The organism is Candidatus Puniceispirillum marinum IMCC1322, from assembly GCF_000024465.1.
Taxonomy (GTDB): Bacteria; Pseudomonadota; Alphaproteobacteria; order Puniceispirillales; family Puniceispirillaceae; genus Puniceispirillum; species Puniceispirillum marinum.
The window spans coordinates 1,909,408-1,924,182 of the sequence record NC_014010.1 but is presented as its reverse complement, the minus strand read 5'-3'; the positions used below and the strand labels follow the sequence as shown (position 1 = coordinate 1,924,182).

Below are 14,775 nucleotides of genomic sequence, written 5' to 3'. Positions count from 1 at the left end.
GGGTGCGCGCGGGTGTAGCTCAGTGGTAGAGCACAACCTTGCCAAGGTTGGGGTCGAGGGTTCGAATCCCTTCACCCGCTCCAGTTTCCTAGATCAAAGGTCCCCGGGCCAAGGTTCAAGTGACTGTTTCTAAACGTTTAACGTTTTAGAACAGGTGTTTGATTTCCTATGGTGTGGGTAAGGTTGCCGGCATACTTTTACAAGCGAAACGAAACTTTTACGTCTCTCGATCAATCCCCTCTGATCTTCAGCACCGCTTCAATAAGCGGAAGATCGAGATTTCACTTCGTACAAAATCTGAAGCAAAAGCTGCCAAGTCTGCCGCCGCTCTGTCTGATAGGCTTGAAAGCTATTGGGATAGTTTGCGGATGGAAATGATATATTCTCGTGAGCTTGGTCTTAAAGTTCTGCAGGAAACCAAGCCTTGCACGACTGGTGAGTACAGACTGTCAGACGCACTGGCGCTCTATCACCGACTAAAAGGCGGAGGTAAGACAAAACTATTCTATGATGTATCAAAACGTAGTATCCGTTATCTTGAAGAATGCCTAGGTCATGACAATCTAACATCCCCACAGGAAGGCCACAGCACTCGGCACTGCAAGTGGCAAAGGGCGATGTCTCATAACGTTAATCAGCGTTAGAGACATGTGCACTTTGGAACTGCCTCTAACGCACTGTTAGAAGGCAATTCGAAATGTCTAATTATAAAAATCAAAATAGCCTGTCACGCGCTCTTGAGTACGCGCGCGCACTATCCAATCAAACTCTGGTTCGCCCAAGAGAAGCGGCAGCTATTCTTGGCATTAGTCGCAAGCATCTATACGCGCTTGCTAATCGCCCTGATTTCCCTGAGCGCGTTCGTCAAACAGATAGTCATTGTTCAATATCTAGAAGCAACTTGGCGTTCACCTGCATCGGCAAGTAAGGCTGCAAAGCGATATAAACCATGCACGAATTTCGAAAAGGGCATGATCAGGAAAAAAGCATAGACAAGGCCAAGATGCACAGCAAGCGCAACGCCCATGAAACTTGTCTCGCGCACCGCAAGCAGAATAAGTCCGGTCATGCTGACCCAGAATAATAACCAGATAAAGGCATAATCCATACCCATGGTGGCCAGCGATAAAGTGGCTGGCGCGGCGCGGCGTTTTTCCCGCCATAGACCGGCAGTGCCAATACAAAGAATGACACCACCGACAGTTCCAAGAATGACTGGCGCCTCGAAATATCCATATGGTGCTTCCCACCCCAACAGATAATGATACAAAGTGGCAAGCGAGGTCGATGCAAGACATAACATAAAGCCGTAAAAAGTCAGATGATGAAACCATTTTCGGGCATTGCTGGCACGTTCATCGACAGCTGAACAGCCACTGCCATTGCCGGAATTGTCACCGCCCAGATTGCGCAGCGTCGCCACGGCATGGAAAGCATCAGCAAGGCTCGGCATACCACCCCAGACAGCACCCGTTTCCCGCCAATAGCGCCGCCAGCCAATCACCAGAGACATGATGACAAACGCCATTATAGCCATCGGAATACCCGCCATGACGCTATGCGGCATGATCTGATAGAATGCTCCTTCTCCAAGATGAACACCCCAGAACAAATGCGGGGCAATCATTGCCAGCATGGCGCCCACAACTATCGAAAATACGATCACACAGATGATACTGACGACAAGGCCGTTACGCGAAAACAGCCCAGCCAATGGCGTTGGCCACGCATAATCTGTATAGGAAGACAGCCGCCTGTCAGCCAATGTCTGTGGCACATTCACAGCAAACTCATGCGGTGGCGCATATTGGCAGGCATGATAACACGCCCCGCAATTATGACAGAGATTGGCCAAAAATGCCGTGTCGCCCTCTTCAAAGGTCCGGCGGCGTTCCATCGCAGGAAAGACCGCACAAAATCCTTCACAATAACGACAGGCATTACAGATTTGCATGATGCGGCTTGTTTCCAAATGCGCCGCAGATGAAGCTATATTTGTATCATTTATGAGCTGGAATAAATTCATTCAACTAATCCCACTTTATTCAAAGAGCGCGCCGCAGCCTGACCAGCGATGCGACCAAAGACGCCCCCAATCGTCATGCCAATACCCGCCAGATAGCCTTGTCCAAGGATGTTGCCCGCCATGATCTCACCTGCCGCATACAGGTTCGCTGTTGGCGTGCCATTCTGCATAAGGATTTGCGCATTTTCATTCACTTCGACGCCCATATAGGTAAAGGTAATGCCCGGCCGCAACGGAAAGCCATAAAAAGGCGGTTTAATAACTGGCGCTGACCAATTTGTCTTTTCGGGACTCAGGCCATTTGTTGCTTTGCCATCCAGAATTGACTGGTCAATCGGCCCTTTAGGGCAGGCGGCGTTGAAAGCTTCGACGCTATTGCGAGTAGCTTGAGGGGCTAGATCAATCTGTTTGGCAAGCCCTTCGATAGTGTCATTGGTGATAGGTGTAAAAACTGACGGCATGAAGCGTTTCACCCCATCTGCATCAAGAATGGCATAGGCTATCTGATCGGGCTGTGTCGCCACAAGACGCCCCCAGATCGCATAACGTTTTGGCCAGAAATCCTCACCCTCATCATAAAATCGCTCCGCATGCTTGTTCAAAACCAGGCCAAAAGGTACGCCATCAATCCGGCTGGCAATGCCGCCATCATATTTTGGTGCCCGTGCATCAATGGCCACGGCATGACATTGATCAAGTTCACCCACCATCTTGGCACCTTGATCCAGCAGACTGCGAAGCACCACACCCTTGTTATATGGTGTTCCGCGAACGAGAAAATTCTTTGCCGCATCTCCCCAGCCTTCGGCCAGCCAGTCCAAATCAGCCTCGAATCCCCCAGCTGTAGTAATGATTTTTTTCGCCGTAATTATTTGCGGCACAATATCCGTGTCACTGCCCGATAATTCAACACCATGACAAAACCCGTCGTCGATAGTGAGGGCAGCAACAGGCGTATCATAATGAATAGTGACGCCAAGTGATTCAGCATGGCGGCATAACGCATTCAACATCGCACGCCCCCCGCCCAGAAAAAAGGCGTTGGTGCGGCCTAGGTTCAGGGTTCCTGAAAGTGCTGGTTGAAACCTGACACCACGCGCCACCAGCCACTGCGTTAGATCATCCGATTGCCTAAGCGTAATAGAAGCCAGCGTCTCATTCGTCACGCCTTTGGTGACGCGCATCAAATCTTCAAAATATTCTTCAAAGGAATAGCTGTCGGTCAGAACATCGGTTGGCTCGTCATGCATGGCTCGTAAATTGCGCGTATGCCGTGTGTTTCCTCCACGCATATCACGTGGTGCAGCTTCCAGCACCAAAACGCTACACCCCGCTTCAGCCGCCGTTATGGCGGCACAGATACCAGCATTACCAGCACCGATAATCAAAACATCCCAGCGCTCAGACATTGCATGTTCCCTAGGGGTTGAACTTGTTATGCTATTCTTTGTATACATATGTATGCATATTAATAATCGGCGTGTTAAGTCAAGGAAAGACAGTGGTTGATTGGGATAAAATCGGAAATCAGGTCACTCAGGAACATGGCAATGACATGCCCGCGGCCTTGCGGTTACGTCATATGCTTGTTGCGGCGATAAATTCGGGCGGTCTAGCCCCCGGAACGCGGCTAACCGAAACCGGGCTTGTTGCCGAATTGAATATCAGCCGGACACCGCTTCGTGAAGCTCTTGCCGCATTAAAGGCTGAGAATTTACTACATGTCGATGCAGATGGCCTGCGTGTGCGCAAGCTCAACTGGTCAGATATAAAATCCCTGTATGAACTGCGCGCACATCTAGAGGGGCTTGCGGCACGGTTGACGGCAATTCATGCCAGCAGACCAGAAAAAGATTTGATTGCACAGATTGCCAGTACCGAAATTTCCTTAATCAATTCGGATGCGTCACCCAGCGTTCTGGCGGCGCACAATGCCAAATTTCATCTTGTGATCTGGAACGCAGCTAGCAACCCGTTTTTGCTGGAGACCATGCAAAGATTGTCACGATTAATGGTTTTGCTTGGGGCTACAGCCTACAGCCTGCCGGAACGCCGTGCCTCTATCCAGAGTGAACACGCTGCCATCACCGCTGCTATCATAAGTGGCGATGGTGATGCGGCTCAAGAAGCTACGCAGGAGCACCTACGCCAAGCCCTGAAAGCGCGACTGGCCGTATTAAGCACATCACAAAATCTAGAAATAGACTAAATGATCACGCGCGGCGAATTATGGGCTGATATCACTAAGATGGCTCTGACCTTTGTAGTCGCATTGGGAACTGGCATCGGCTTTCTATATGCTGGGTTTCCGGCACCCTATCTGATGGGCAGTCTATTTGGCGTATGGGCGGTCGGTGCCAGCATTCCACAAATTAGCAACCGGATGGGTGTCGCACGCTGGATTCACATTCCCGTAATCCTTGGTCTTGGGGTGTTGATTGGGTCTAATTTTACCGCTGATATTCTGTCTAATCTGGAAAAATGGTTTGTGACTGTTACCATCATGGCGATCACAACCATTGCCGTTACCACCATCGGGTTTGTTTATTTACGGCGCGTGCGCAAATATGACAAACAACTAGCCTTTTTGTGCAGTATTCCGGGTGGACAGGCCGAAGCCATAGTTGTGGCACGCGACTTGGTGGAAAAGGACTATGTTGTCGCCCTTTTCCATTTGATACGGGTAGCTATCGTATTTTGCACGACGCCATTATTGCTTGGATTTGTTCAGGGGCAGGACGCAGTTTATGCATCGAACACGGCCTTACAGGCAATGCCGAGCCTTTTCGATCTGTCATGGCAGAAGCTATTATCTTTTCTCGGCACAGCTTTATTTGGCTATCTGATAGCACGGTTGTTGCGTTTGCCAATGGCACATTTGCTTGGTCCACTTTGTCTCAGTACAGCCCTGCACATGATCGGCATTCTGGAAATTCCGCGTGTTAATGAGTTTGTCATTCTGGCACAGGTGGTTATTGGAGGTGCGGTTGGTGCACGTTTGGCACGGGTGCCATTCCGTGAATTGCTGACTTATGTAAAAGATGCCTTCGCCACCACAACATTGATTTTGACTGCATATATTCTGGTTGCTGTTTGCATTTCGATGGTGATTGATGCAGACCTTTTGGCGATGTGGTTGGCCTTTGTCCCTGGCGGCCTTTATGAGGTGACGTTACTGGCGTTAATTTTTGGTTTTGATGTGGCCTTTATCGCTTTTCATCACACTATCAGGGTCATGTTGATTTTCCTCAGTATGCCTTTGATGATTGCACGCCTTGGCAAGGGTTAGGCGTGCGCCCAAACGGTGGGGTTGATCATATTGATGGGTTCACCCTGAGCATAGGCTACAATCTGGTCAAAGATATCGGCAAACTGAATTTCAAATTCATCCTCAGTCACAAAGCCAATATGTGGGGTGGCAATTAAACGGGGATGCGTAACCAAGGGATCATTACGCCAGGTAATGGGCTCTTCATCAAACACATCAATCGCGGCTTTGCCGGGGTGGCCCAGATCAAGCGCAGCGCGTAACGCTCCCGCCTCGATAAGACCAGCACGTGACGTATTTACAAACAGGCTGTCGGCGCGCATTGCCGCCAGATCAGGCGCGGTTATGATCCCTATGGTGTTAGGCTTTAAACGGACATGAATGCTGACCACATCGGACGTAGCAAAAAAATCATGCCGACTGGCCGCAAGGTTTTGGCCATCTGCCCGCACACGCTCTCGCCCATCTTCGGATGCCCACCATTGCACATCCATTCCAAATGCGGCGGCATAATGTGCCACCTGTTTGGCAATGCGCCCATAACCATAGAGCCCAAGACAACGTCCATGCAGCGATTTGCCCACACCCATCTGCCAGTTACCATTTTGCAGACTTGCCATTTGTTGCGGGATATCACGCATTGCCGTCATGATCAGTGCCCAGCTATGTTCGGACGCCGCAAAGGATGGCGTCCCCGCATGCATATTCGAACATACCAGCACATTATGGGCGCTACAGGCTTCGATATCGATATGCGGATAGACACTGCGTTGCGAAATGAGTTTCAAATTCGGCAATTGCGCAATCAAACTGGCTGGTATGGCCGTGCGTTCACGAAACAGGACTATGGCGTCAAACGGTTTCAATCGCGAAGCCAGGGCATCTATGTCGGCTAGGTGGTCGGTGAAAACTGTGACATCCAGACCGCCGAGTTTTGCAAAACATGGCAAGTTGCGTAACGTATCAAACCAATCGTCAAGAATGGCTATTTTCATGCCCCGCCCCATATGCTGGCTGGCACAAATAATGTTCCTTCGGCCAGCTTTCGTGCGGTACGCACCATGCCAGCAGATTTATGGTTAAACGTTTCCCCTTCAAGATCGAAATCGACCATGACTTCCATCTTGCCCATTGGATGATGCAATGTAACACGCGCCGGACGTTCATTAGGCAAAGCCATCATCCCGTCAGCTACCGTACCCGGTGTCAAAGCGCATGACGCCAAACATTGGCTGCCAGTAACAGCCATTGTCGGGTGCGTTGACCATGGCATAAAATAGCGCGTTCCAATGGCACCATCATCGGCAACAGGCGCGACCAGACCAAATTTTGGCGTCACGCTTTGGCTACAATCGCCAAGTCCCATCTCCAGGCCAGCCGCCAGACGCACCGATTCCATCTTTGCAAAGAAATCCTTATTGGCATCAAGCTCGTCCCTGCTTTCTGTGCCCTTCAGCCCGAAATCGACTGCCCTCGCAATCACCATTGGCATGGCCACATCCATACAGGTAACCGGAATGCCGTCAAATTCATCCTGCAGGTTTCCTGTCGGCAAAAACGCCCCTGTTGATGATCCGGCAACATCCATGAAATTCAGCTCAACCGGTGCGGCGGTGCCCGGTACCCCGTCTATGCTGGCGTCGCCTTCATAGGTTACCTGACCATTTCTGATCTGAACTTTGGCCACTACGCGGGCGCCCGTATTCACCGCCCTGATCCTGATTTCTGTGACACCCTCGGTCATTGGCATCAATCCCATCTCTAATGCTGCCGGACCAACCGCGGTCATGATATTGCCGCAGGTCGGTTTGTAATCAACCAGCCGGTCTTCGACACTGACTTGGGCAAAGAAATAGTCTATGTCAGCCCAGTCATCATGCGAGCGTGACAGCATCGCCACCTTTGTTGTGACCGCGTTACCGCCACCGATACCATCAATATTCAGCGGGTGACCCGACCCTATTGCGGCCAGCAATACTTCGCTTAGCGTATCACGATCCTCTGGCAAATTCGCCTGATTGAAATAAGGACCACGCGATGAACCGCCGCGCATGAAAATGAAAGGAATTCCTGTTTGCATTTTTCACTCTTTGGCCTTGATGTAGGCTATCAATTCCGTGGTAAATTCCGTGGTACCCAATGTACCACCAATATCCATTGTACATGATGATGGATCAGCAAGAACAGTAGCGATTGCCGTGGTTATGCTACTAGCCGCTTTTGCCTCGCCAAAATGATCCAGTAACATCGCCAAAGATAGTATCAGTGATGTCGGGTTGGCCTTGTCTTGTCCAGCTATATCAGGGGCAGACCCATGTTGCGCTTGCGCCGCCACATGTTTGGAACCGATATTTAACGATCCGGCCAAACCAAGACTGCCCGACAGCTCAGAAGCCAGATCCGAGATGATGTCACCAAACATATTTGTTGTCACAATTACATCAAACCGTTCCGGTTCACGCACCAGCAAAGCCGCGGCCGCATCAATCAGCACCTCATCATAGGTAATTTCTGGATAGAATTTTGCTACCGCGCGCACAGCATCAAGGAACACACCATCGGATAATCGCATCACATTTGCCTTGTGAATGGCGGTTACCTTCTTGACTGGCCGCCTTTGTGCCGCCTCGAACGCTGCCAGCGCGATATTACGTGATGCTTCAGTGGTGATCCGGCGGATAGCCAATGCCACCCCCGGTACGGGCATAAATTCACCGCTACCTTCATACATATTTCGGTCAGCATAAAACCCTTCGATATTTTCACGCGCTACCAGCACATCAATGGATTTGCCATTATGGGGGACAAGCCCATGCCATGATTTGGCTGGCCGCATATTCGCATATAGATCAAGTGCCTTGCGCAACACGCCAGACGGATTCAATCCGCCCTCATCAACAGGCGGATATTCATTATGCGATACCGGCCCCAGAATAACGCCATCAGCCTGTTTCGTACGCGCGATTAAATCATTGGTAATTGTCGTACCATGCGTACCGAGTGAGGCAAACCCAATCTCGGCATGTTCCAGCATAATGGGTCTGGTCAATATAGGTGTCACAGCATCCAGAACGGCTAGTGTAGCGCGCATGATTTCGGGGCCAATGCCATCACCAGGCAAACACAGTAGATGACGCGGGGACAGTGTCATTTTATCTCAGAGGCCAGGGCAAATTGACAAGATGTTGCAGCAAACCAGGTGGAAAATCACGGTTTAGCAAGGATGCCATAAAACACATGAAAAATACGCCAGCACCGGCAAATCCAAAAACGCGAAACCAGTCAAGACGCGCCCGAAGACGGAAGAATGTCAGCAAAAATATACCAAGTGCAATAATGTATCCAAGCAATGAGGTCATCACAAGCAAGGCGGCAAACCAGCCCAAAGTAGGCCACAGCTTGAATGCCATATCAGTGTCTTCGCCGCTGCGCTCACGATCAGCAAATACAACATCATTTTCAGGCTTAAGCATCATCTGAACCAGAATGACCATACCGCCAATTAATGTAATCGAAGAGACGAAAACAGGGAACACCGCATCAACCCAGGCATAGTCAGGAATACTGGCTGTATTGATCAGGGCAAAACCCACAAAGCACATCAGACCAAGCAAAAAGATCATCGGGGCACGTTTGCCACCTGATTCCACCTGCCCTTCGGCCAGAATATTTTTCGCCTGGCGCAGGCCAACAATAATCGAAATAACAGTGATAACAGCCAAGGTAATGACAATAGGACTGGCTACATAGGACAGGCCTGCATCCAGACTCTGATTAAAACGGATACCAGCAATCTGTGTTGCATTATTGGCATAGTTTTCAACAGGATTAGCCAATACAAAACCGATGAGAAAGGCTGGCCGAGACCAGTCAAACCGCCGCATCATAATACCCAGAAGGCCAATACCGAATAAGGCCACCAAATCCATCAGATTCTGACCTGACTGGAAGGCGGCAAAAGAAATAATCATAAAAACAAATGGCGCGATCAGGGCAAAACGAATATTTGTGATACGGGCAATCTGACCCGACAGCGCGATACATAAAATAGTGCCAAAAACATTCGCAAGTGCCAAAAGCCAGACAATCGAATAGGTATAATTCAGGTTATTCTTCAACATCACCTGACCAACTTCAAGCTCGCCAGAACCCAGCAAAGACAGAGCGCCAATGAAGATTGCCATTGATCCGGAACCCGGAATACCAAACAGCAATGTTGGCACAAGACCACCACCTTCTTTGGCATTATTGGAACTTTCCGGCCCTATGACGCCGCGCACATCACCAGACCCAAATTTTGACTTGTCTTTGGTTGTCTGCACCGTATGGCCGTAAGCAATCCAGTCAACCACAGAACCGCCAAGACCGGGGATTACCCCGACAATGACACCAATCAGTGAACAGCGAACCGATAGCCATTTGTTAACCCACCAGTCCCTTATGCCGTCAAACCACCCTGCGCCAAGGCTGTTGCGCTCCGAGATGGCTTTGTCCTTGCGCAACAAGGCGATGATTTCCGGAACGGCGAAAATGCCAAGGCCAACAATCACCAGCTTGAAGCCATCCATGAGATAGGGTGTCTCATAGCTCGACATCCGCAATTCACCATTGAAAGGTCCCTCGCCAATCGTCGCAACCAGCATACCAAGACCAGCTGCCACAATACCTTTTAGCGCCACACGGCCAGCCAAAATACCAACCATCGACAGACCAAAGACAGATACCATAAGTAATTCAGGAGATTTAAATTCCAGTACAATTGGTCGTGCAACCAGAATAAAGACTGTCAGGAAACAGGCACCGATAATGCCGCCAAATAAAGAAGAGGCAAAAGCCGCAGATAATGCCCGCGCGGCAAGCCCCTTTTTGGCCATCGGAAATCCATCAAGCACAGTTGCCTGACTAGCCGATGAACCCGGAATACCCATCAGAACCGAGGCAAAAGTGTCTGATGTCGGAACAACGGCAACTAGACCAATCATCAATGCCAGACCATAAATGGGATCCAGGCCAAACATGAAAGGAAGCATCAGAGACAGGCCAGCAATGCCGCCCAGACCGGGGAAAATGCCAATGGCCAGCCCCATCACAACGCCAAGCAACAAATACCCGATGACTGATGGCTGGAGTATCATTTGCCATGCGTCAACTAAGGCAGGATATGCAGCTACAAAAACGTCCATTGCCAACTCAACCTATCAAATACAGCACCCCACAGACACTTTAATAAATCTGTGGGATGATAGTTTAAAGTAGTTTAGTTAAGCGAAACACCAAATTCAGCCTGTAGCCAGTCGGTTACATATGTTTTGGCTGATGGTGAAACAGTGATGGCACCCTGAAGCGCTTTTGAAGCTTCTGCACCAATAAACATTGGATATTTACCAAGGCGCTTGGCTGAAATTTCGGCAAAGTCTGAACGCGCCTTGATCTTTGCGAAAGCCGTTGTGTAGGCATCAATCACGTCCTGTGGTGTACCCGCAGGAAGGAAGGCGATCTTCTGTGATGGAAAACCGGCGATGAAGAATGACTTCCATGCATCCCATGCAGGACCCGAAGTTTCACAACCGTCAGTCGCATCACAAACTTCCTTGAAAGTAGGCATATCAGGGAATGTAGGATCACGGACAATATTGCCATTTGCGTCAATAGCGCCCCATGTCATCATCGCAACAGCTTTGCCTTCTTTTACAAGCATTGCCGAGCTTTTCAAATATGAAGATGATGTCTGATAGTCGATTGTGGCTTCGCCAGCTTCAAACATCTTGCGGCCATCACCACGACCCTTTACGCCCATGACATGTTCTACTTTCATGCCAAGCATTTTCCATGCAAGTGCCGGAATCAGATCGAGACGGGTCGCGCCCTGATTACCATAAACAAATGTCATGCCTTTAAGATTATTAGCTGTACCATCAAATTTGGCACCCGCTTCAGCGTTCAAATAAGCAACACCGCCTGTGCCTGATGCCATAACTGGGTTCCAGTCAGCATATTCATAGCGTACGCGCGGGTCGCCAAGCAGATATGGGAATTGTGTTGAACCCGAAGAACCAAACATCACTGTTCCATCTGTGTGCTTTTCGTCTTGGAACCAGTTAGCACCTTTGGTTGAACCAGCACCTGGCATAAATTTCACAACAACATTCGGCTTGCCCGGCAGGTTTTCACTCAACATTGGGGCAAAGAAGTTAGCCCATTTGGCAGAGCCACCTGTCTCGGAAAACGGAATCGTCCATTCGATTGTCTTGCCTGAAAAATCGACTGCGGCGGCAGACGTAACGCCCGCAACCATCAAGCCAAGCACAGTTCCTGCGCCCAGAGCAGATTTCAATAGTTTATTCATTGTATCCTCCAACAAATTGATTACTCTTGAATCTCAAGAATGCGTAACTTTCGTTACATTGGCGATAGACCTTAGAGAACTAAGCTTGCACTAACCTTTCATTTGCCAGCTTACATTGCATTGGTGCTAATGATGAGAATATTAATCATCGAGGACAATGAGACACTGGCTACAGCCCTGTCACACCGGCTCAAGGATAATGGGCATGCTGTCAACATGACGCATGACGGGGAAACGGGACTGGCCTTTCTGAAACAGGAAGATTTCGATCTTGCGATACTCGATATCAACCTGCCATTACGCGACGGCCTCGACCTACTTTGCCAAGCCCGACGCGATAATGTTACAACACCAGTTTTAATTCTAACCGCACGTGACACGACCCAAGAGCGCATAATCGGCCTTGATACTGGTGCGGACGATTATCTTGTCAAGCCGTTTGAGATGGACGAACTTGACGCCCGCGTTCGAGCATTGCTACGACGCCAGCGTAATAACAACCAACATGAACAAATTGGCAAACTGGTATTTGACCGGCGTGGCCATTCGGTTAGCTTCGAGGGCAAAGACCTTGGCTTGCCTCGACGCGAAATTAGCATTTTTGAATGTTTGTTTGACCGTTCCGGTCGATTTGTTTCAAAGGCAAATCTGCTGGATTACGTCTATGGTATAGGGGCAGATGTGAATGAGAGTGTCATCGAGGTTTATGTATCACGACTACGCAAACGGCTGACCATATATGGTGTCGAAATCAAGGTTGCTCGTGGCCTTGGCTATCTGATGCAGGTCACCGAATGAAGTTGTTTGCAAATTCACTGCGGTTGCGATTGATGGTGCTGATTTTGTTGCCTTTGCTATTTGTGGCGAGTTTGGCGCTTAGCTGGCAATATCGTGAGTCAACGCTTTCTGCAGAAGCCGTTTTTGACCGTAACCTGACCGTACTTGCGCTTGCCATCTCTCGTGATGTGGTTATTTCTGGCGGCGATACACTATCGCCAGCGACAACAGCCCTCTTTGCCGAGGCAAGTGGCGCCCCTTTTAAATCGCATGTTCGTGGGCCTGATGGCAGCTTTGTTTCCGGATATTCCCCGCCGCCAGTCGCACCAGCTGGCATGAACGTCAAGGTCAACGAACCGGTGATGTTTGAAAGCGTCTATAGAGACCGCAAGATGCGTGTTGCACAGCTAAAGGAACGCGCCACCATTGACCAGATATCCGGGTTTGTCGTGGTGACCGTATGGCAAGATCTGGAACAGCGTCGCGCCTTTGCGCAGGAGCTTGCTTTCCAGGGCGCTTTGCTGGCCGCAATTCTGATTGTCACGGTCTGTTTTGTGGTTTTCTTTGGCGTGGGTCTTGGCCTTCGCCCCCTACTGGCGCTGGAACATGCAATTACCAAACGATCATCACAGGATTTGAGTCCGATCCGACGTCGTGTCCCGAACGAGGTAAAAGGCGTGGTGATGCGGATCAATGAACTTTTTGAAAAAGTCACTGCTAATCAGGAACAAAAGGATCGTTTTATCTCTAATGCGGCGCATCAGCTACGTAACCCGTTGGCCAGCATCCTTGCACTGGCAGAAGTCGCAACAGATGCCAAGACGATAGCCGATGCAAGGCACCGGTCAGGCGAACTTTTGACAGCATCGCGGCAAGCCGTGCGGTTATCGGAACAGTTACTGTCTTACGAACGTTTGCGTGGGGCGGCGTTGGCGGTAGGCTCGTCAGATGTTAATCATCTTGTTGACAAAGCCCTCAGTCACTATGCCGAGATGAATCCAAAACGTGTCACAAGTGGCAATGTGGAGTTTGCATTTAACCCCGGCAAGGACATACCTGCCATTCAGCTGGACAGTATTTTGATGGGGCAGGCGATTGAAAATATTATTGATAATGCGTTGCGCCACGGTGGCGCCGAGATCAGTAAAATTTCGATATCAACCTCGTACACAAACAAAGAAGTCCATATTAAAATTGGCAATGACGGCAAGCTGATACCAAAAAAACAACAAAACCTCATTTTTGAGAGATTTGCGCAGGCCGAGCCAAATTCAGGCGCAGGCCTTGGTCTGGCTATTGTGCATGAAATCTGTGTGCTTCATGATGGCAAAGTCACCCTGACCAGCCGCGCGGGCTGGACAAGTTTTGAACTAAGCCTGCCACATAGCTAGCGATCATTTATATGCTGCCTCCCTCAACGGATCCACCAACCCATCAAGCCAGCCCGGTCCAAGGCGCAACGCCCAACCCAATCTAGGCCCCACCCCCCTTTCGAACAAGTCATTGTGAAACAGGCTAGTGAAAGATATACTTTCCCTTGATATATCAATGAAGGTGAAGTGAATTCTAATTCTGCAAGTGCCGCAATTAATAAGTGGCTGAAACCACACACACCAAAAGGCTGTGTTGTTCATTCATTTAGACATTCACTGCGGGATAGGCTGTGTATAGGGGAATGCCCTCAGACAATGTTGATGCCATTGGTGGCTGGACTACGTCTGGTATTGGTCAAAGACTGTCATAATCTCAATAATTTAAATGTTAAGTAACTATTAGAGTTAGAGTTTCTTACAATGTTAAAATCAAGTTTTATCTTGAGTTGGCTTTTTCAGAAAACAATACGTTAAAGTATGAAACTATAGTATCTTCATCGCTAATAAAGCACTAAAAATATTAGTTTTTTATTGCTAAAGCCACGCTAGATGGTATTGTAAGGTTATACTCAGACATACTATTTAGAGCATAAATATGGTCGAAAAGCTACATATTGGCACGGGTTCAAATTACGATATAATATGGGATAAAAAATATCCCTTGCTTAAAAAAATTGGTCATTTAATTGAACAAATTAAAATAACCAATCCCGTAATTCGCAAACAAGACCTTCAAGATGTTATAAATCCAAATTTCAAACATTGTCTTGCCAGAATGGATGATTCAATAACAGATGTGGGGGAACTAATCGAGTTTTTCACTTTTTCTGATGCGACGATTTATCATAACCGCAAAATGCACGCCTCGATTCATCAAAACTTCAAAATATCTAAGGCAAAAGAATCTGAGTTCATGAGCTACCTTGAAGCTGTTTATGATGCACTGACCATTATTGCAAAGCGCCAGAATGGATAAAATTTTTGG

13 protein-coding genes and 1 tRNA gene are annotated in these 14,775 nt (G+C 48.9%); 7 read left to right on the top strand and 7 right to left on the bottom strand.

Features of this window, described 5'->3' with window-relative positions; translation table 11 throughout:
• Positions 1 to 8: 8 nt before the first annotated feature.
• Positions 9 to 83 (top strand) — tRNA-Gly (locus tag SAR116_RS09010).
• 90 nt (positions 84 to 173) lie between these two features.
• Positions 174 to 644 (top strand): DUF6538 domain-containing protein, encoded by a 471-nt coding sequence (locus SAR116_RS13945; protein ID WP_013046616.1) that lies wholly within the window; start codon positions 174 to 176, stop codon positions 642 to 644.
• Between the two features lie 239 nt (positions 645 to 883).
• Here the strand turns inward: SAR116_RS13945 and tcuB are convergent, their stop codons facing one another.
• Together tcuB and tcuA are read right to left on the bottom strand one after the other, a co-directional pair.
• Entirely contained in the window at positions 884 to 2,026 is a 1,143-nt protein-coding gene (gene tcuB / locus SAR116_RS09000; protein ID WP_013046615.1) for a tricarballylate utilization 4Fe-4S protein TcuB, read from the bottom strand.
• Positions 2,023 to 3,435, bottom strand: a complete 1,413-nt coding sequence (gene tcuA / locus SAR116_RS08995; protein WP_013046614.1) for an FAD-dependent tricarballylate dehydrogenase TcuA — start codon at positions 3,433 to 3,435, stop codon at positions 2,023 to 2,025. Before tcuA ends, tcuB begins: the two co-directional genes overlap by 4 nt.
• Before the next feature lie 92 nt (positions 3,436 to 3,527).
• On the opposite strand from tcuA, the gene SAR116_RS08990 reads away from it, so the two are divergent.
• Together SAR116_RS08990 and SAR116_RS08985 are read left to right on the top strand one after the other, a co-directional pair.
• Positions 3,528 to 4,235, top strand: coding sequence for a GntR family transcriptional regulator (locus SAR116_RS08990; RefSeq protein ID WP_013046613.1), 708 nt, complete (start codon positions 3,528 to 3,530; stop codon positions 4,233 to 4,235).
• Positions 4,236 to 5,315 (top strand): AbrB family protein, encoded by a 1,080-nt coding sequence (locus SAR116_RS08985; RefSeq protein ID WP_013046612.1) that lies wholly within the window; start codon positions 4,236 to 4,238, stop codon positions 5,313 to 5,315. It abuts the gene before it with no gap.
• On the opposite strand, the gene SAR116_RS08980 is transcribed toward SAR116_RS08985, so the two are convergent.
• The 5 genes from SAR116_RS08980 to SAR116_RS08960 all read right to left on the bottom strand — a co-directional run bounded on the left by SAR116_RS08980 (position 5,312) and on the right by SAR116_RS08960 (position 11,589).
• A complete protein-coding gene (locus SAR116_RS08980) occupies positions 5,312 to 6,289 on the bottom strand; it encodes a D-2-hydroxyacid dehydrogenase family protein (protein ID WP_013046611.1) in 978 nt (325 codons plus the stop codon). The two genes, SAR116_RS08985 and SAR116_RS08980, sit on opposite strands and share 4 nt — an antisense overlap.
• The gene (locus tag SAR116_RS08975; RefSeq protein WP_013046610.1) at positions 6,286 to 7,374 is read right to left on the bottom strand and encodes a 4-oxalomesaconate tautomerase; all 1,089 of its coding nucleotides are present in this window, start codon (positions 7,372 to 7,374) and stop codon (positions 6,286 to 6,288) included. The genes SAR116_RS08980 and SAR116_RS08975 overlap by 4 nt, the downstream gene beginning before the upstream one ends.
• Positions 7,375 to 7,377: 3 nt before the next feature.
• Positions 7,378 to 8,445 (bottom strand): isocitrate/isopropylmalate dehydrogenase family protein, encoded by a 1,068-nt coding sequence (locus SAR116_RS08970; RefSeq protein WP_013046609.1) that lies wholly within the window; start codon positions 8,443 to 8,445, stop codon positions 7,378 to 7,380.
• Between the two features lies 1 nt (position 8,446).
• Positions 8,447 to 10,477 (bottom strand): tripartite tricarboxylate transporter permease, encoded by a 2,031-nt coding sequence (locus tag SAR116_RS08965; RefSeq protein ID WP_013046608.1) that lies wholly within the window; start codon positions 10,475 to 10,477, stop codon positions 8,447 to 8,449.
• A 74-nt stretch (positions 10,478 to 10,551) separates the two neighbouring features.
• Entirely contained in the window at positions 10,552 to 11,589 is a 1,038-nt protein-coding gene (locus SAR116_RS08960; protein WP_049757591.1) for a type 2 periplasmic-binding domain-containing protein, read from the bottom strand.
• Positions 11,590 to 11,769: 180 nt separating this feature from the next.
• On the opposite strand from SAR116_RS08960, the gene SAR116_RS08955 reads away from it, so the two are divergent.
• The 3 genes from SAR116_RS08955 to SAR116_RS08945 all read left to right on the top strand — a co-directional run bounded on the left by SAR116_RS08955 (position 11,770) and on the right by SAR116_RS08945 (position 14,766).
• Positions 11,770 to 12,438, top strand: coding sequence for a response regulator transcription factor (locus SAR116_RS08955; RefSeq protein WP_320410275.1), 669 nt, complete (start codon positions 11,770 to 11,772; stop codon positions 12,436 to 12,438).
• A complete protein-coding gene (locus SAR116_RS08950; protein ID WP_013046605.1) occupies positions 12,435 to 13,808 on the top strand; it encodes a sensor histidine kinase in 1,374 nt (457 codons plus the stop codon). Before SAR116_RS08955 ends, SAR116_RS08950 begins: the two co-directional genes overlap by 4 nt.
• Before the next feature lie 577 nt (positions 13,809 to 14,385).
• Positions 14,386 to 14,766: a hypothetical protein gene (locus SAR116_RS08945; protein WP_013046604.1), complete on the top strand. Its 381-nt coding sequence runs from the start codon at positions 14,386 to 14,388 to the stop codon at positions 14,764 to 14,766.
• Positions 14,767 to 14,775: the final 9 nt, after the last annotated feature.